The sequence below is a fragment of the Vibrio sp. PBL-C16 genome, assembly GCF_034321865.1.
Taxonomy (GTDB): domain Bacteria; phylum Pseudomonadota; class Gammaproteobacteria; order Enterobacterales; family Vibrionaceae; genus Vibrio; species Vibrio alginolyticus.
Genome location: NZ_JAXLNY010000001.1, coordinates 1,746,846 through 1,764,489 on the forward strand (window position 1 = coordinate 1,746,846; position 17,644 = coordinate 1,764,489).

At 43.4% G+C, this 17,644-nt stretch carries 15 protein-coding genes; 9 read left to right on the top strand and 6 right to left on the bottom strand.

What is annotated here, in order from left to right; genetic code table 11:
- Nucleotides 1–72 precede the first annotated feature (72 nt).
- On the top strand, nucleotides 73–1,074 hold the full coding sequence (locus UQW94_RS07675) for an AraC family transcriptional regulator (RefSeq protein WP_062731051.1): 1,002 nt from the start codon (nucleotides 73–75) through the stop codon (nucleotides 1,072–1,074).
- Nucleotides 1,075–1,165: 91 nt separating this feature from the next.
- Here UQW94_RS07675 and UQW94_RS07680 read toward each other — a convergent pair whose 3' ends face one another.
- Entirely contained in the window at nucleotides 1,166–1,855 is a 690-nt protein-coding gene (locus UQW94_RS07680) for a hypothetical protein (protein ID WP_262593116.1), read from the bottom strand.
- Between the two features lie 12 nt (nucleotides 1,856–1,867).
- Nucleotides 1,868–3,403 (bottom strand): hypothetical protein, encoded by a 1,536-nt coding sequence (locus UQW94_RS07685; RefSeq protein ID WP_213867605.1) that lies wholly within the window; start codon nucleotides 3,401–3,403, stop codon nucleotides 1,868–1,870.
- Nucleotides 3,404–3,769: 366 nt separating this feature from the next.
- On the opposite strand from UQW94_RS07685, the gene UQW94_RS07690 reads away from it, so the two are divergent.
- Nucleotides 3,770–4,462, top strand: a complete 693-nt coding sequence (locus UQW94_RS07690; RefSeq protein ID WP_005373624.1) for a response regulator transcription factor — start codon at nucleotides 3,770–3,772, stop codon at nucleotides 4,460–4,462.
- A 3-nt stretch (nucleotides 4,463–4,465) separates the two neighbouring features.
- Nucleotides 4,466–5,788, top strand: coding sequence for an ATP-binding protein (locus tag UQW94_RS07695; protein ID WP_191115785.1), 1,323 nt, complete (start codon nucleotides 4,466–4,468; stop codon nucleotides 5,786–5,788).
- Here the strand turns inward: UQW94_RS07695 and UQW94_RS07700 are convergent.
- Entirely contained in the window at nucleotides 5,769–6,425 is a 657-nt protein-coding gene (locus tag UQW94_RS07700) for a pyridoxamine 5'-phosphate oxidase family protein (protein WP_322142161.1), read from the bottom strand. The two genes, UQW94_RS07695 and UQW94_RS07700, sit on opposite strands and share 20 nt — an antisense overlap.
- A gap of 100 nt (nucleotides 6,426–6,525) precedes the next feature.
- On the opposite strand from UQW94_RS07700, the gene UQW94_RS07705 reads away from it, so the two are divergent.
- On the top strand, nucleotides 6,526–7,971 hold the full coding sequence (locus UQW94_RS07705) for a PLP-dependent aminotransferase family protein (RefSeq protein ID WP_213874316.1): 1,446 nt from the start codon (nucleotides 6,526–6,528) through the stop codon (nucleotides 7,969–7,971).
- Here the strand turns inward: UQW94_RS07705 and yjeH are convergent, their stop codons facing one another.
- Nucleotides 7,972–9,234: an L-methionine/branched-chain amino acid transporter gene (yjeH, locus tag UQW94_RS07710; RefSeq protein ID WP_017635168.1), complete on the bottom strand. Its 1,263-nt coding sequence runs from the start codon at nucleotides 9,232–9,234 to the stop codon at nucleotides 7,972–7,974.
- A gap of 327 nt (nucleotides 9,235–9,561) precedes the next feature.
- Here yjeH and UQW94_RS07715 point away from each other — a divergent pair, with 327 nt between their 5' ends.
- The 4 genes from UQW94_RS07715 to UQW94_RS07730 all read left to right on the top strand — a co-directional run bounded on the left by UQW94_RS07715 (nucleotide 9,562) and on the right by UQW94_RS07730 (nucleotide 12,355).
- Nucleotides 9,562–10,017 (top strand): Lrp/AsnC family transcriptional regulator, encoded by a 456-nt coding sequence (locus UQW94_RS07715; RefSeq protein ID WP_005373615.1) that lies wholly within the window; start codon nucleotides 9,562–9,564, stop codon nucleotides 10,015–10,017.
- Between the two features lie 40 nt (nucleotides 10,018–10,057).
- Complete coding sequence (locus UQW94_RS07720; RefSeq protein ID WP_017819875.1) at nucleotides 10,058–10,972, top strand: LysR family transcriptional regulator; 915 nt, start codon at nucleotides 10,058–10,060, stop codon at nucleotides 10,970–10,972.
- A gap of 109 nt (nucleotides 10,973–11,081) precedes the next feature.
- Entirely contained in the window at nucleotides 11,082–11,696 is a 615-nt protein-coding gene (locus tag UQW94_RS07725; protein WP_005373611.1) for a LysE family translocator, read from the top strand.
- 329 nt (nucleotides 11,697–12,025) lie between these two features.
- Nucleotides 12,026–12,355: a hypothetical protein gene (locus UQW94_RS07730; protein ID WP_005373609.1), complete on the top strand. Its 330-nt coding sequence runs from the start codon at nucleotides 12,026–12,028 to the stop codon at nucleotides 12,353–12,355.
- A gap of 125 nt (nucleotides 12,356–12,480) precedes the next feature.
- On the opposite strand, the gene UQW94_RS07735 is transcribed toward UQW94_RS07730, so the two are convergent.
- Both UQW94_RS07735 and UQW94_RS07740 read right to left on the bottom strand, forming a co-directional pair.
- Nucleotides 12,481–12,702 (bottom strand): hypothetical protein, encoded by a 222-nt coding sequence (locus UQW94_RS07735; RefSeq protein WP_005373607.1) that lies wholly within the window; start codon nucleotides 12,700–12,702, stop codon nucleotides 12,481–12,483.
- Nucleotides 12,703–12,942: 240 nt separating this feature from the next.
- Nucleotides 12,943–14,376, bottom strand: coding sequence for a glyceraldehyde-3-phosphate dehydrogenase (locus tag UQW94_RS07740; RefSeq protein WP_005373606.1), 1,434 nt, complete (start codon nucleotides 14,374–14,376; stop codon nucleotides 12,943–12,945).
- Nucleotides 14,377–14,991: 615 nt separating this feature from the next.
- On the opposite strand from UQW94_RS07740, the gene UQW94_RS07745 reads away from it, so the two are divergent.
- The gene (locus UQW94_RS07745) at nucleotides 14,992–17,628 is read left to right on the top strand and encodes a hybrid sensor histidine kinase/response regulator (RefSeq protein WP_167416150.1); all 2,637 of its coding nucleotides are present in this window, start codon (nucleotides 14,992–14,994) and stop codon (nucleotides 17,626–17,628) included.
- Nucleotides 17,629–17,644 lie beyond the last annotated feature (16 nt).

The following is a 17,644-nucleotide window of genomic DNA, read 5'->3' on the forward strand; positions in this document are numbered from 1 at the left end:
ATCTGAATTTGATTTGCGGCTTTCTTTGTGACAGATTCAATCACTATAGGATTAAATTTGATGTAATTGGTTATGAAAACGGTTCGGTTTATTCGCGCGATGGGCATTCTAAACATGCATAACCTCGCGTTATCTAAATACAATTTGGACTCGGATGAGTTAGGGATCCCAGCATCGGTGTTTCGTAACCCAATGACACTGATCCCGCTAAAAGCCGTTGCGGAATGGTATCGTTGTGTTGAACAAGCCAGTGGTGACCCGGATGTGGTGTTGAGTCTCAGCCGAGGTATTGAACTGCAAAAGCTAGGGCCAGTGGGACGCTGGTTATTCTCCGGCAATGATTTGGCCAGTACCATTCGGCGAGTGAATTATGGTGTGAGCAACCTACAATCAGGGGCGTTTTTTGCTGGCGAACAGTCGGGTAAAATCATCAAATGGACTTACCACAACCCGTTTATAGAAACGTCAGTAAAGGTGCACGATAGTATCCGCTGTGCGGTATTTATGATTAAGGTGTTACGCGAATTTCTTGGTAAAGATTACCAGCCTTTACGTGTCAAGGTTTCAGGCTCGAGAAAAAATACTGAGCGATACCGGGAATATTTCGGCTGCGAGGTGGAATGGAGTCAGCCAAAAACAGAGATATGGATCCCGGGAGATGACCGACTAGCTTCTCGCCAAGTGAGCCATCGAGAAGACAACCGTCTAGCGATGAGTTTTTCCGATTTGGATGATTTGCTTAATATGCCCGACCCAGAAGATGAGTTGAAAGTGATTTATGAAGTGGTGAATTACAGCAGCCATTATGGATTGCCAACGTTAGAGCGCGTGTCTTCTCTGCTTGATTTATCTGAACAGCAGTTTCAACGTCGTTTGCATAAATTAGGGCTCAATTTTTCGACGGTTTCTGGCTATGTATTGAGTAATATTGCAGCTGGTTTGTTGAGTAAGCGCGTGAGTATTGATGACATTGCCACGCGCCTTGGTTACACCAATGTGGCGAGCTGCAATCGTATGTTTAAGAAACATCGTGGATTAACGCCCAAGCAGTATATGGGAAGATTAGAGAAGTAGTGCTCCACTTATTTCTATGAGTACAAGCAATAAAAGCCCTCAAAAAAGTAGAGGGCTTTGTTTTTTTGTGTGTTGTTGTTTTATGTAATGGCTATTTTTTAGGGCGCCAACTTAGTGCACTTGCAACAGCGCCGATGGCAACTACATCCTTTTTTTGTTCGCTAAGTTCAGGGAGCATCTGTACCGCAATGGTACCGTTCGTCTGCACAGCGGCAATTTCTTGTGTGCCTTCCTTAAAGCTATAACCCAATGGAATGTCTACCGCCATCATGGCGTCAGGACTAGTATGTACAGTTTCTACATTAAAGTGGGTGCTACCAATACGCACTACGCCTGTCTCTTTCTTCTCAAAGCTGATGTCGATGAGAGCGGATTTTGGCTCCATCGCAAACTCACCGACTTTTTTACCATCTTGAGTAATGTCACAGGTGTAAGGATCATTCCCACCAAAATCGACGCCCATGTAGTTAACCGACATACCGCCTCCAGTGCAGTTCAAAAGCCAAGTTTCCCCGCTGTCGATACGAGTCACTTCTGCGCCCATTGAACCTTCTTTGAAAGAGATACGGTTAAACCAACTTGAGTTAGAAGCACTGCGTGAATACTTGCCTTTGTACTTACCAGCAAAATCAAAATGGCCATCTGCACCGAATCCCCAAAAATCACCGTCGGTTTTGATCAGCATTTCTGGTTGTGCTTTTACGGCATCAGTACGATCCATGACGGCTAGGCCACCACAACCAACAAGGAGCAAGGGAGCGAATAGAATAAGTTTCTTCATGTTTTTCATTGTTTATAGCTTGGTTACATCTAGGGTTTGGTCGGTGAATTGGATGTTCTGAATGTCGTACAACTCGTCAGTGCCTGTATTTGGGCACTCAACAGAAACACTCTTTGCTTTGATAACAGTACATTCCGCCAGTTTGTGTGGCACGATATAGGTGTTGATACCGCCTTCACCATAAATGCTGTTGTCTTTGCTGTTGCCTTCAAAAGTATTGTTTTGATCATTACCGATCACATTCATCGCGTCGTCGCCAATGATCTTCACTTTTGTTAGCCATTGAGATTTGTAGGTGTACGCTTCTATCAAACCATCTTTGTTGGGAGCCATACGGAAGGTAGGTACTGTGCCTGGATTTGTCTTTTCGGTGTAGAGCTTGACGCCCGCAGAGTCGATATTCGCGGTATATTGCAAGTATCCGTGGAATAAGCCACTGATCCAATCAACGGCTTGTGGATCTTGGGTTTGCATTTCTTCACGCGTTAACGCTTGGTAGCCATCTAGACCATGTCCGTTTGCTTTTGCTACACCCATGTAAGCTTCAAAAGCGGCAGCAAAATATTCGTGAGAATATGAGGGGCCCGTTTGTTTCACACTTTCAGGATCGAAGTCGTCCGATTTCCAATCGTCCCAGTCATACTGAGTAGGGCGCCACACCGTCGGTTTGCCCGATTTAATATCGTTATAGATTGTTAACGCATGAGCTTGAATGTCATTTTGCAGTGCCGCAGTCTCCGTGTTAGGTGCAATACCTTGCGCTTGGACCAAGTGTAAAATTTCTTCAAAAGCGGCGTCTCGTTCGGCTTTTTTGCCAAGATTGGCGCAGTAATCGGCAAAATTACTCATGTAATGGCAATCGCCTTCAACTGTCAGTTCTCGATACATTAAAGATTGGCTATTCCTTAGCCAGTTTGGTGTTTCTTTACTAGTTACTAATGTTGACGCGATAGATGTGACAAGTGTATCCATATCATCTTCGCTAAGTACCATCATGCTTACAACAAACTTTTCTAGAGAACTCGTATCAAAAGAGTGTGCTAAGCCCGAGTTTGCAACTGCATCGTTCAATTTGTCTTGGCGAATCAGTTCGTTGATAAAGATTTTGGTTAACATCTCATCATTCTGTTCGTCGTTTTCGGTCAGCATTAGTGTGGCATCACGCTCGGCTAATGTCTTAGCGATACGAGACTTGTCAGCACCGTACTTAGAGTCTGGTTGGTTTGTGAGAAGGTGTTGGATGATTTTGGCTGCACGAAAGATTTTTTCATTATTCGCACCGTCATCAACAGCCACAATGTGAAATGTATCGTTGTTGTTTGCTTCGGAAAGGGAGATTTTCACATAGTGGGTGAAGCCCGAATCAGCAGCCACTTTTAACTTGGCTGGAAACTTTGTAGAAACGACAGTTGGGATTGTGACAGTGCTCAATGTTGGCATTGGTGGAGGTGTTGTTTTCGATGGTTTCGGATTAGATTCACTGCCGCCACAAGCAGTTAGACTTATCGCGCAAAATATGGCTAAAGGTGTTAATTTGGAATATCTCATTTCATGTTACTCGTAGACTTTATTAGAGCAGGAAACTTAGAAGCAACATAAAGTCCTGTCTATATAAGCAAACTAAGTCATATATGTTGATATTATTTTTTGGTAAGACCTATTATTCGATATATTTAAAAATATAGTGGATTTTTATTCCGAATTTTATTTTCTATGTGAAGCTATATTCTGATAATGAATAAAACCTCAGGTTATTGCATGGCTTTAGGGGTATAGAATGATTAGGATTATCGTATATGTATGGTTTGTAAGCGTATGTAAGCCTGCGTTTTATTAAAATTATCATTTAAGTAGGTTGCGCAGTATAGGACGAGCGATATACTCCCTCCATCATATTGGTGGAGTAAATGATTCATGGTGGGTAATACAATCTTACTGGTAGAAGACGACTCAGAGATTGCTCGATTAACCAAAATGTACCTCGAAGCCGAAGGGTATACGGTAACTGTCATCGATAACGGTCAAAATGCATTAGAAACGATTAAGGGGCTCAAGCCGGACCTAGTGCTGTTAGATTTGATGTTACCAGGAAAAAATGGCGCAGAAATATGCCAAGAGGCGCGTAAGTTTTATCATGGTATTATCATTGTTTTGACTGCGACCGATGATGAAATGAGCGAGGTGAGCTTATTTAAGTTCGGTGCTGATGATTACCTTACCAAACCGATAAAAGGTAATATTTTGCTCGCCCGTATTGAAGCAGCGTTGCGTCGCTATTGTCGTCAAGTTGATATCGTTGAAGAAGAAAAGCTGAGCCGATATGGCATTAGTCTTTGTCTTCGTCGCTCCCAAGCATTTTATTTGCAAAAAGATATTGGTTTAACGAGTTCTGAGTTTGAAATTTTAGAGCTCCTGATGCTGAATGTCGATAAGCCAGTATCTCGTGAATCATGTTGCCGTCTTGCCAGAGGCATTGAATACTGCATTACTGATCGTTCGATTGATATGCGTATATCCTCACTAAGGAAGAAATTCTCTAAGGCTCATATCCATACTGCTACCATTAAGACCATACGTCACCACGGCTATATGCTGACAGGTAAATGACGCATGTTTTCCCTGTTTACTCGTCTATATGTGGGGTTAGTTACTGGCCTTGCGCTGACTGTTGCTTTGTTTCTCTTTATGGGGGAAGAGTACATGCGCAAAACAGAAGTCGGTGTTTTTTTGAGTGATGGTGCTTATTTTGTCGATCAATACATTGAGCAACGAGGCACTCCGGATTCTCTCTATAAGAAGTTAACCGAAAACGGCAAGCAAGATTTCTTTATCTTTGATTTAACATTGGTTGAAAACTGGGACGGATCACCGCCTTGTCGAGATTGTAAGCTGCTGTACCGAATGCAAGGGATACCTGTTTATCTTATTGATGGCAGTACCTATGCCGCGGTATTCCCTTTACCTAACACCTCGAAGAATTTAGTTTTCAAAGAAAAAACGGACTTCTTTAGCCCACACGTTGATTGGAATGAAGATTCTGAGATTGTATTTATACTTACTCTGCTTTTGGTTGTTGTATGCAGTTTAGGCATTATGGTTTACATACCTGTACGACGTCTTGACCGCCAAATTCGGCAACTAACGGCTGCGCAACAACAATTTGGTTCTGGTGAGTTGAATACGCGAGTCGATCTAAAGCAATTTTCGCAACCCGTGAAAGAGCTCGCCCAAGGCTTCAACTGCATGTCTGAAGAGATTGAGAGACGAGTGCGCCAAACACACATCTTTACTCAAGCTATTCCTCATGAAGTGCGCACTCCGCTGAGTCGTATTCAGCTAGCGACGGATTTAGCTCGACGCACGAGTGGTGAAATGCAGGCAGAGTTACATGACGATATTGAACGATACGTTGATGTAGTGACGGATTTAACATCCGACATCGTCATGCTGTCTCGCTTGAGTGTGAAAAACCACTCATGGATCGATTCTGTTGAAACCATGGAACTGCCACTTTGGTGTAAAAGCCGCATGAATTACCTAGGCTTAGAGTCCGCCATGTTGAGAGCAGAAAATGAACTCGCGAACCAATTGATTCACTTTCAGCCTACTTTGGGTAACCTCGTCCTCGATAATTTACTGCAAAACGCCAAGCGTTACGGTGAATCCTGCGTTGAGGTGACGATTCGAACGGTAGCGGATTGCTGGAGCATCGATATTGAGGACGATGGTCCGGGCATCCCTGAGGCGATGCGAGAAGAAGTATTTATGCCATTTTCGCGCTTAGACAAAAGCCGCAACGCCGACATGAAAGGCTTTGGTTTAGGGCTTGCCATCGCTACCAGTGCAGCGCGGCAACTGGGGTGGGAGCTTTCTGTCGGCGAGAGTCACTTAGGCGGCGCACGTTTTACGGTGCTTATTCCTGCCAACGGTTAGAGTAGGCACTGCGGTAGTCTGGCTCTGCGATACCTTCATACAAATCGTCACAAGATTGCAGCGGACCTACGACGGTTCGGTAGGGTAGGACACCTGCCCAAACAGGGATGTCCATGTCTTCCGCATCGTCGTTGACGCCAAAATTGCTGATTTTCACTGATGCCTCCGTGAGCGGGATACGCAGTAGCATGGTGGCTTTGAGTTCTTTTTCATTACTCAAACGGACTTGTTCTGTTCTCCCCGGAGCGATCTGTTCAATAAAGTGATTCAGCAACCTGTCTTTCTCTTGGTTATCTTCCACCACCTCAAACTGGCCAAAGACCACAGCACTGCGATAATGCGCACTGTGGTGAAACGCACTTCGAGCCAATACCCAACCATCAAACAAAGTAAAGGTTAAGCACGTTTGCACTCCTTGTTTGAGTGAGCGTAACAGTCGACTGTTGTTGGCACCATGGATATACACGTAATCATCGACACGCCATGCCAGCATAGGGATGACCACAGGGCCTGACTCGTTGGTTATCGCAATATGAGCGATTAGGCTTTCATCTATGATGGCGTGCAGTTTGCTAACATCAGAGACGGCTTTATGTGCGCCTTTCTTAACTTCCGTTCTATTGGTGTTGGATAGCATTTTCTCTCCTTGTTTGCTCACGATTACGAGCGATTGATCCTCATTCTTTGATTGCAATGTAGCGTTTAACTGGTAGCTTAAAGAGAGCCACTTTTAACTAATGGATGGATCCAGTTTGTCTTTGATTGATATCGGTGACCTGCATTTAAAAGACAGTGATGGAACGCGTCAGCAAGCGTTGTTTTTTGCTATTCGCAAGAAAATTGTTCAAGGACTGTGGATGAAGAATGGGAAGCTGCCTTCTACGCGGAAGCTTTCACAAGAGCTTAATCTAAGTAGGAACACCGTGATTTCTGCCTACGAACAGTTAGTGGCGGAAGGGTACTTGAACAGCCAAAAGGGTTCTGGTTTTTATGTTGCCGTAGAACTGCCAGAGCAGTACTTGCCTGAACCTAGTTCAGTTCAGAGAGACTCATCACCGAAAGCTCACTTTGATATCAACCGCGCATTTGCACCGGGTGTGCCGGATTTGGACGCATTTCCGATGGCGCAATGGCAAAAGTTACTCACTCGCCATATGTCTCGTACTTGCTTGTTGGGGAATCAAGATATTCAGGGTAGTTGGGCATTGCGCTGTGCTTTAGCTGACTACCTCGCATCAAGCCGTTCAGTGAATTGTTCTCCAGAGCGCATTATTATTACCTCTGGGGCGCAGCAAGCGTTGTCGATTGCGACGATGGTAGTGCTCAAACAAGGTGATAAGGTTCTGATGGAGCAACCAGGTTACGCGCAAATGCGGAAGTTGATTCAGTTCCAAAACTATCAATTTGAGCCTTTGTTCGTAACAGAGAAATTAGGTTTTGATGTGGAAGCGGTGACCTCAAGCGATGCCGATGCGCTGTATATTACACCAAGTAATCAATATCCGATGGGTACCACACTCAATACCGAGCAAAGAGGAAAGATCATCAACTGGGCGGTCGAACAATCAAGTTGGATCATCGAGGATGATTATGACAGCGAATTTCAGTTTGCTCATCGTCCCTATACCAGCTTACAGGGGCTAGCAGCTCAAATGGGTCGAGATGATCGTGTGTTGTATGTGGGTTCCTTCAGTAAAGTGATGTTTAACGGATTGCGGCTTGGCTACCTTGTAGTTCCTGAACGTTCAGTAGAGCAATGCTTAGTGGTTAAGGATGCGTTAAGTGGTGATTCGCCGACGCATACACAAGAAGCATTGGCAGACTTTATTACTGAAGGTGGGTTATTACGTCATATTCGAAAAATGCGTCGACTGTACAAAACTAAGCATGAACAGATGCATGTATCCATTCAACAGCATTTTGGCGACCGTGTTTGCGTCGTTAGCCAAGCGGCGGGGCTTCATGTTACGTTGAAATGGCAAGACGGTATGGATGAGCAGCGTTTTATAAAACTAGCAGAGCATGAAGGGATCATCTTGCGACCTTTGAGCTATTATGAACACCCAGATTTTCAAGCACGTCACTGGCATGGTGCCGTGCTTGGTTACGGCAATATCGCGTTAGAGAACATAGACGCTGGTATCCAACGTTTAGCTCACATATTTCGAAATGGGAAGCGATGACTATTCAACTACACGTGTTTGTCGCTTATGTCGCCACTGTTTCCAAGGCAGTAAAAGTAGAGTAAAAATGCCAAGTGCATAAAACATTGACCAGCCTAAACATATAAAAACACCGGTACAAAGCAGTAGGGACAGTCCCGCAAGTGTTTTACCAAATCCTCGAAGCAATTTAAAAGCGGCTAACATCGCCAACATGTAAACCAGAACGAATACGCTGTTTGCGAGTTTTAGGAAAAACTCCAGATCGAGCTGTGATAGGGTTCCTATCACACAAGATATCAATAATATACCGCCAACTAATATGGTGGCTGAGAAAGGGACACCACGACGCGAAATCTTGGCTAGTGGACTAGAAGGACGATGTTCCCGAGCTTGAGCCCAGACCATTCGCGCTAGGCTCTGTGTGTATAAGTTAACGCTCGCGAAACAAGCGGAGAAACCTATCAAGCTGATTATCCATTTGGCTCCATCGCCTAGTAGTTGGGCACTAAGCCAGGGGATGGATGCGTTATCAAATTGAGCGTTACCATACGCGCCAAATTTTAAAATAACGACAGAGCATGCCCAATAGGTAGCCCCTGCTACAAAACAACCGACCACAATGGCAATAGGGAAATCTCTTTGAGGGTTTTTGAACTCTTCCCCCATATGGGCAAAAGCCTCTATGCCAACAAAACACCAGAACATCACGCCTAACGCTGCGGTAATAGGCCAAATTGACTCTTGTGTGATGGCGGGCATCACAAGATCGGCGCTGTTAACGTCGCCTTTCCATAAAAATGCGCCAACAAGTGCGAAGACACTCAAAGCAATAAGAGTTTGTAAATGACCTGATGATTTTGTGCCCATCAAGTTGACGAACACAAGAAGTACTACCGTGAGAACTTGTGCAAACAGATTGTTGCTAATAGGCTCTGGCAATATTTGTTGTAGAAAGCCTGCGGCGAGTGCAATCGCGGCCGGAACCCCTACCGGAATGACACTAACAAATAGCCAAGCGACACTACTTTCCAGCTTGGCGTTAAAGGCTTTGCGTACAAAAAAGGCTGTTCCGCCCGCGTTGGGGTATCGTTTACCCAGTTGAGCAAAAGTCAGCGCAATAGGACAAATCGCGATGAACAATAAAATCCAAGCCCATAGTGAAAAATGGCCAGCTATACCTGCTGCGATAGCCGGGATCATAAACAGCCCCGTTCCCATTAATGTGGTGGATAACTGTGCGATACCTGATGTGAGTGAAATGTCTTTTTTGAGCTCTTCCATGCGAATTGATTCATCCAATGTTATGAGGCTTATTACGAAAAAGCTTGTGGCTTCTGGTTATTTCGTTTTATGTGTTTAAGCGATGCTATTTATGTGCTGAGTACTTAAGTTGGGAATTTGATTTCAATGTGTTATCTATTTTCTGTTGAAATGGATAACAGCACTCATCTCATGCCCGCCAAATAGCATATCCAAAATGTTAATAACAAAATGATTTACTAAACCGTCAATATGACGGTTGTTTTAAATAATTCCAACAAAATGTTGGTTTCTTATGCAGTTAGAATCGGTATAGAATGAGAAAAATAAGGAAAGCTTGGTAACGGTATGGACAAGTTTGATCATAAGATTGTGGATCTGCTCAGGCACAACGCTCGGCTGTCGGTGACTGAAATTGCGGATAAAGTAAACCTTTCTCGTTCTGCGGTAACGGCCCGTATTCGTAAGCTAGAGCATGACAAAGTGATTCTAGGGTATCACGCTGAAATTGCGCCTTCGGGTGGGGATTCGATTTGCGCCTATTTTGCCTTAAAGTTCGATAAATCAACCTCTACGTATTATTGCGAATCATACGCGGACGAATTATACAAAATTGATGGCGTAAAATGGTGTCATGCGATCAGCGGTGAGACGGACATGATGGTTTTTGTCGAAGTGCCTACTATGGCTCGCTTGAATGAAATCAGAGATCAAATTCAACGATATCCAGAGCTTCGAAACCTGATGACTCATACCGTCTTAGCTGAATTCTTTAACACGACTGGGAACCTGTTTGTGAAGTGACCATGAATGGATGCCATGTTGAAAACCCTTCTGAGCGAATATGTTAAACAACATTAATTTGAATCTACTTAGATCCTTGCATGTACTTTTAGAGGAGTGTCATGTCAGCCGGACCGCAGACCGTTTGCACATTACGCAGTCTGCCGTCAGTCGACAGCTTGCACAATTGCGCGATCTGTGTGGTGACCCACTGCTTATTCGTCAAGGTAATCAACTGATACCAACGCCACGAGCAATAGCGTTAAAATCAAAGCTTGATGCATTACTGGCTGAGTTTGACCATTTACTCGATGACCAACCTTTTGAGCCGCGGCAGTGGCAAGGTGAGCTTGTTATTGCTTCTAGTGACTACGTGGCGCAATACGTATTGCCCGATATTGCCTCTCACTTGGGTGAACAAGCGCCACAGTTAGATATGGCGTACCGACTGTGGCAACCCAACTTTCTTGATAAACTTCATGAGACGGGCATCCATATCGCGTCTTCTATGTATCCAGAAAAACCACAGAGTGTGTCGAGCGTTAAAATTGGTGAGGATTCATCAGTTTGTTTGATGAAATCTTCTCATCCGTTAGCAAAGCAGGACCAGATCAGTATTGAAGACTTGATTTCATATTCACACATCAAAGTGACTGGCGGCGGAGACAAAGATTCCTACACTGATTTAGCATTGAAAGAGCTAGGGCACACCCGCCACGTTACCTTTAAGGTTCCATTCTTCTCTGCTGCGATCAATCGCTTAGTTGCAAGTGAGCACCTGATGGTGGCTCCTGAACATATTGCCGTTAACCTCGCTAAGCATTGGGACTTAACCCATAAAGCATTACCACTCGAAACACCTATTCATCAATATTGGTTAATGTGGCACCCCAAATACGACACGGATCCTGCGCATAAATGGGTGCGAGAAGAGATTCGCTCAGTAATGCAAATCTCTGAATATTCCATTCGCTAATACGTACACCGTTTAGCCATGACTTGAAGTCATGATTAGTATGAATAACTTTGATTTCTAATTATACCTCTTCCGTTGATAGAGTGAGCGTCAAAGAGGGGAGATTCTTATGACACTAACAGTTTGGTTATCACTTTTTACCGTGTGTTTATTAGGGGCTATGTCACCAGGTCCCAGTTTAGCTATTGTCGCTAAGCACTCGTTGGCTGGTGGACGTATCAATGGATTAGCTACGGCTTGGGCTCATGCGTTTGGCATTGGTATATATGCGTTTATTACCTTGATTGGGCTCGCTGTTGTTTTGCAGCAAAGCCCGATGCTGTTCAAGACGATTAGCCTTGTGGGTGCGGCATATCTTGCGTATTTAGGGTTTAATGCTTTGCGTTCAAAAGGTGGTGTGGCTGCGAAGTTGGAGTCAGGTGAGGAAACAACGGTAATCCAGTCTGCGCGAGAAGGCTTTTTTATCTCGATTTTAAGTCCCAAAATTGCTTTGTTTTTTATCGCATTATTCAGTCAGTTTGTCGCGCTCGGTAATGATTTGAGTAATCAGATGATCATTGTTGCCACGCCGTTTGTTGTGGATGGGCTTTGGTACACCTTTATTACCCTAGTGCTATCGAGCTCTAAAGTCGTTGACAGAATTCGCTCTAAGGCAGTGTTGATTGATCGTTTGTCAGGAGTAGTACTCATGCTGCTGGCTCTTAGAGTGGTCGTAACGGTATAGACAAGCTCGCAAGACAGAAATACTAAAAGCAGCCCGTGTGGCTGCTTTTTTGTCTACTCTCAGTAACCCTTACACAATTTACGTAATTCTGACGCTAAATGTTGCTAAAATTAATATTATCAATAGTGTTACTTTGGTTCATATTCTCATTTGCTGTGAAAGCTACTTTCCAACGCATTGTTATAATGAGAACGATAGCCACTTAACGTTAATACTAACAGTGTCGCATATTAAGTCGAGAGTGCTTTATTGGATAAAAACGGACTTTCCTCTTACTTACCCTATGAAAGGGGTAGAGACTTCATGACCGTTTAGAAGGTGAGAGCAATATGCAAAGAATAGTAGATTTAGCTCCAGTAGTAATTTTGACCAGTGTTTGCAGCGTTGCCTGGATATTCTTTTCAACAAAGAGCATTTGGGTGTTTTTTGAACTGTTTGTATTTACGATGCTTGGCTTTGGCCTTTTGTACGGGTTACTACAAAAGGCTGATCCTAAACACTTTGACTTTGTTTTAAATCACATCGATGAAATTAAGAAGGAAGGCAAAGATGCTTGCCTAAGCGGCGCTCCGAAAGAATCCAACCCATACTCTGGTGTCGATGGTGATTTATGGGAGGCTGGTTACACAGCCTCCTACAACAAAAAGATAAAGCAATAAACCGCTAGGTGCTTATTCAATATTGTGCTTTTCAAAAAAGCACCCTGCCATTTTAAGGACAGGGTGAAAGCAAGAAGTTTCTCAGGAGCGGTCGGGGGAGAGAAACTCATCTAAATCTTATTTACTTACCGGCGAACCTCTTCAAATTCACCTTCAATCGCATCTGCTTTACCTGTATTAAACTCATACTCTTCGTGCATTTCTCTCTGCATTTTCTTGACGCGCTTTTCAATACGTTTACCGGTAATTAATGCTGCGATGGTCAACGGAATCGCAATGATCAAGCTAAATACTAACGTAAAAAAGCCGGTAATCAGTGCTAGTGCAGTTACAATAATCCGATTCATAATCATGACCTCTCTGTAATTTATGTGCTCAGATTAATGCTGTGAACATGAACAAAACATGAATGCTGACGTTCAGTTTGTCCGGAGAGTGTCAAATGAATGAAACGAAAAAACGCCTGAGGGTGATCAGGCGTATAAACGGGGAAAAATATTAGTAATGCGCATGGCGCTTATTATTTAGAACAAATATGAGATATTGTCCGCTACGCTGTGTGGTTAACGTTGTGGAGCAATGTTCACCTATCGAGGGAATGTTTGGTAACGAACACCCATCATTTGTTCCATACAGTGCACAACTTGGCAGCTGTAACCGAATTCGTTGTCGTACCAGATGTAAAGTACACAACGCTTGTCTTGTGCGATAGTCGCTTGACCATCTACGACGCCTGCATGACGAGAACCAACTAAGTCAGTTGATACAATTTCTGTTGAATCGGTGTAGTCAATCTGTGCCGAAAGCTCAGAGTTCAACGCCATTTCACGCAAGTAATCGTTCAGTGAATCACGGTCTACGTCTTCACCTAAGTTTAGATTAGCGACTGCCATAGAAACGTTTGGTGTCGGTACGCGAATCGCGTTGCCTGTTAGCTTGCCTGCAAGCTCTGGCAATGCTTTAGCAACTGCTTTTGCCGCACCTGTTGAAGTCAGAACCATGTTTAGCGAAGCACTACGTCCGCGACGGTCACCAGAGTGGAAGTTGTCAATCAAATTTTGGTCGTTTGTGTATGAGTGCACGGTTTCAATATGGCCAGAAAGAACACCATATTTATCGTTCAGAGCCTTAAGGACTGGCGTGATTGCATTTGTTGTACAGCTTGCCGCAGAGATGATGGTGTCATCTTCTTTAATTACCGACTCATTTACACCGAATACAACGTTTTTGATGTCACCTTTACCTGGTGCTGTTAGCAGTACTTTCTCTGCGCCTTGACACGCTAAGTGTTGGCTCAGGCCTTCAGAATCACGCCAAACACCTGTGTTATCAACAACTAGCGCGTTATTGATACCGAAAGCTGAGTAATCCACTTCGCTTGGGTTATTTGCGTAGATGATTTGGATGTAGTTGCCGTTAACGATCAGTGCTTTACGCTCTTCATCGATAACAATACTACCGTTGAACTGACCGTGAACTGAGTCACGACGCAGCAAGCTAGCACGCTTCTCCAAATCGCCTTTTTTACCGCCACGAACCACAATCGCACGTAGTCTTAGTGGGTAACCTGGACCACTTTTCTCAATGAGAAGGCGAGTAAGTAGTCGACCAATGCGACCGAACCCGTAAAGAACCACATCACGCGCTTTCAATGAAGAATCTGCGTCGCGAGCACCATCAAGTGCAGTGATAAGGAAATCGTTTAGAGAGCTTGTATCGTCATGTTCATTCCAGTACATAGTTGCCAATTGGCCAACATCGACACGGCATGAAGAAATGCTCATTTCACAAAGCGCTTGAATAATAGGCATCGTGTGCTCAAGCGAAAGTGGGTTACCGGTATAACGTCTTGCAACGCGATGAGTTTTGAGAATGTCTATAGTAGTAGCATTAATAAGCGTTTTACCAAACAGAACCACTTCGATTCCTTTTTGACGATATAGCTTACCAATTAGAGGGGAAATAGATTCAGCAATCGTTTGGCTAGTTTGCCAGTCTTGGAGATATTTCTCTGGACTCATTGTTGTATTAGACCTTTCACGTTTTGGGGGCTAACCATACTCTCTGCTGTTGCCTCTTCGGCAGCGTGCAAGAGTGTGGTGGGTTATGTAATCGGGTTGTAATAGTTATGTGTGCGGATTCTAAGGTCGGAGTCCTTATTCTGCTAGGAAAATTAAATCCAGTGTAAAACACTACTTAAGGGGACGTTAGTGGTGGATTAATGTGACTAAAGCAGTGGTTTTCACGTATTGACATTTAGAAAGTAACTTACTTTTTTTGCGATGATAACGTTTGCTTTCAAATTAGTTTTGTTGACAAAAATGGATATTTTGCATTTTTGTGTGATTTGACTCGATAAGGCAACTCAATAGGTAAACATACAATAGATGATTTCCTGAAAAGTGATGCGACTCTTAGTTGTGAGTGAAACTTTATTGTTTGCATCCAACTTTAAGATCAAAAAATATGACTTGAATCACAATTGCCACTTCATTAGCCGATGATAAAACACTCACAATAACCATAATCTAGGTAGGTGAATGTTGTTTGAAAGTAACAATGTCGTATATGCCTTTCAATGCAAGAAACTAGTCTAATATTAAATAAACGGATGAAATCAACCATTAGGCTGATGGATGTTGAGATTATCAATAAAAACACGCTTAGCACTCCTCGCACTATTACCCGCTGTGGTAATAGTGGTGTTTGCAGTTCAGCAGTTTTCTGATAATGCGTTGCGCGTGAGCCGTCTCAATCAAACGGTTAGCAATATTCAAGGTTTCCAATTGATATCCAAGGCCTCCCACTTTATTTACTCCATAGAGAAAGTACGCCGACAGCCTGATCTTCAAGTCTCTGCAGCCATTAATATTGAAGAACAAGGTGAAGTTATTTCTTCTTTGCATCAAAAGTTTGTGAGTAACCCTAATACTGCTGAGTATGCTGATGAACTGAAAGAAGCCATGCTGGGGGTATTGTCAGGTAGATTGAGTGAGATGGACGACCTGGGTGATTGGGCATTTCAACAGCTCCAAAATATGTCGCGCTCTTTGTTGCAAAATCATCAATGGTATGGCAGTGACGACGGCATTCGCATGCAAAATTTTATTGCCTACCTTGCTCAGCTCTCTTTTTGGACACAGAAAGAAGCTTGGCTGACGAACCGTTTAGTCCAAGACCCTAAGAGTCGGCTAAGTCAAAGTATGTTTTATCAGGCGATTGACCGACAGCAGCAAAATTTGGATGCGTTTTTAAACTTAGGTGGGTCATACGAGCAAGTGGATAAATTGCTTGGCTTGTTTACTTCGCCGAGATATCAGAGAAACTTGGCGTCTCGCGGACAATTAATGTCAGGAGACATGTCACAAAGTGACTACGCCGCGTATTTAAAAGAACTCGATTTTCGTGTGCAGCGCTTACAAGTGCTCATTGATGGGTTCACCAAACAAACTGAGCAGTCGCTTCTCACGCAGGTTCATGAACAAAAGGCCAATATAGCGATGATCAGTTTTGGCGTCGCCTTAGTGGTTATCCTGCTTTGTTGGCTCGGATTTAGTACTTGGTTCCGAGTTAACAGCAAACTCGATGCGATCATTCATACTTTAAACGCGTTGATCAACTCCGAAGAGAAGCAAACAAAAGTCAAAGTTGATGGAAGTGATGAACTGACCATTTTTGCTCAGCAAGTGAATCGAGTGGTTGAAGAAATGCAGAGACAAACTGAAGAAATACTGCATGCAAAAGAGTCAGCAGTATCGGCTAATCGTGCAAAATCTGTGTTTCTTGCCAACATGTCACATGAAATACGCACGCCCCTTAACGGGATCATGGGCATGACAGAAATACTCTCTCAAAGTGAGTTGTCTTCGCATCAACAAGAAGTTGTTGATGACATTGACTCCTCATCTCAAACACTGCTTACTTTACTTAACGATATATTGGATCTCTCTAAAATCGAGTCTGGACGATTGGAGCTGTCACTAATAGAAGCGGATATCCGAGAAGTCGTGTATCAGTCGATGATTTTATTCCAATCCAAAGCAACATCTAAACAGCTAAAGTTAGGTATTAATTTAGCTGAAAATATCCCCATTCGCGTGATGGTCGATGATCATCGTGTCAAACAGGTAGTTACGAATCTGGTATCGAATGCGGTTAAGTTTACCGAAAGTGGGCATGTATGCGTTGATGTTAGTTATGAAGAGTTACTTGAGAAAGAACGTGGAGTGCTGACGTTTAAAGTAGAAGATACCGGAATAGGCATTGATCAAGATAAGTTAACCACGATTTTTGAACCCTTTACTCAGGAAGATGAAGGAGTGTCGAGGCAATTTGGCGGTACAGGGTTGGGTTTGGCAATTTGTTGTCAGCTTGTGTCGATGATGGGGGGCAAGCTCGTAGCAACATCTACAAAAGGAGTGGGCACATGCTTTGAATTCTCGATTGAGGTTGAAGCAATTCCGGTGTTTGGCTGGCGTTCGGAGGTGATTAATAAAGGGCTTTTGATCTGCTCAAATTACGACTACGCCGACCAAATATTAAAAGAGTGTCGCTTAGCGAAAATCAATCTCTTTGGCGTTAATAATGTGAATGAAGTGCAAGCGATAAATGATGACTTTGATGTCATATTTCTGTGCCACAGTAACGACGCTAATACCGATGAAGTTTTGGATAATCTATCATTTAATTACGATCTTCGCCGTGTGATTATTTGCCAGCATCATTTATCCACTCCCTACGAAAATGCAGAAAAAGTACATGCCGTACTCACATTACCTTTCCTTGGCAATCGATTTAAGCATGTCATTGATGATTTAGCTAAGGTTGAAAAGACTATATCAAGTGACAATGTCACCAATAATGTTGTCAGCTCTGAATATCGAGCGTCGCGCTCTCATCGGAGGATCTTAATTGCGGAGGATAATTTGATGAACCAGAAAATAGCGAGTTTTTTTCTGGATAAAGCAGGTTATGACTATTTGATAACAAGCAACGGCCAAGAAGCGTTAGAAGCCATCACAAAGGGAGAAGAATTCGATGCAATTTTAATGGACTGCATGATGCCCGTGATGGATGGACTGACCGCGACGAAAGAAATTCGTCGTTGGGAAAAGAAAGCAGGACGTGAAAAAACGATGATTATCGCACTCACTGCGAGTGTTTTGGAAGAAGACATCCACAACTGTTTTGCGGCAGGCATGGATGCTTATTTACCTAAGCCGTATAAATCGAACCAGTTATTTGAGCTCTTTAGTGAATTAAAACTCGCCTAGCTAACATTTCAACTTA

Bases quoted from the DNA above. Each gene is read 5' to 3' on its own strand.
- UQW94_RS07715 (WP_005373615.1), top strand. From the start codon at position 9,562: ATGGACAAGTTTGATCATAAGATTGTGGATCTGCTCAGGCACAACGCT.
- UQW94_RS07705 (WP_213874316.1), top strand. From the start codon at position 6,526: ATGGATGGATCCAGTTTGTCTTTGATTGATATCGGTGACCTGCATTTA.
- UQW94_RS07740 (WP_005373606.1), bottom strand. From the start codon at position 14,376: ATGAGTCCAGAGAAATATCTCCAAGACTGGCAAACTAGCCAAACGATT.
- UQW94_RS07685 (WP_213867605.1), bottom strand. From the start codon at position 3,403: ATGAGATATTCCAAATTAACACCTTTAGCCATATTTTGCGCGATAAGT.
- UQW94_RS07680 (WP_262593116.1), bottom strand. From the start codon at position 1,855: ATGAAGAAACTTATTCTATTCGCTCCCTTGCTCCTTGTTGGTTGTGGT.
- UQW94_RS07730 (WP_005373609.1), top strand. From the start codon at position 12,026: ATGCAAAGAATAGTAGATTTAGCTCCAGTAGTAATTTTGACCAGTGTT.
- UQW94_RS07700 (WP_322142161.1), bottom strand. From the start codon at position 6,425: ATGCTATCCAACACCAATAGAACGGAAGTTAAGAAAGGCGCACATAAA.
- UQW94_RS07745 (WP_167416150.1), top strand. From the start codon at position 14,992: ATGTTGAGATTATCAATAAAAACACGCTTAGCACTCCTCGCACTATTA.
- UQW94_RS07695 (WP_191115785.1), top strand. From the start codon at position 4,466: ATGTTTTCCCTGTTTACTCGTCTATATGTGGGGTTAGTTACTGGCCTT.
- UQW94_RS07725 (WP_005373611.1), top strand. From the start codon at position 11,082: ATGACACTAACAGTTTGGTTATCACTTTTTACCGTGTGTTTATTAGGG.
- UQW94_RS07675 (WP_062731051.1), top strand. From the start codon at position 73: ATGAAAACGGTTCGGTTTATTCGCGCGATGGGCATTCTAAACATGCAT.
- UQW94_RS07690 (WP_005373624.1), top strand. From the start codon at position 3,770: ATGGTGGGTAATACAATCTTACTGGTAGAAGACGACTCAGAGATTGCT.
- UQW94_RS07735 (WP_005373607.1), bottom strand. From the start codon at position 12,702: ATGAATCGGATTATTGTAACTGCACTAGCACTGATTACCGGCTTTTTT.
- yjeH (WP_017635168.1), bottom strand. From the start codon at position 9,234: ATGGAAGAGCTCAAAAAAGACATTTCACTCACATCAGGTATCGCACAG.
- UQW94_RS07720 (WP_017819875.1), top strand. From the start codon at position 10,058: ATGTTAAACAACATTAATTTGAATCTACTTAGATCCTTGCATGTACTT.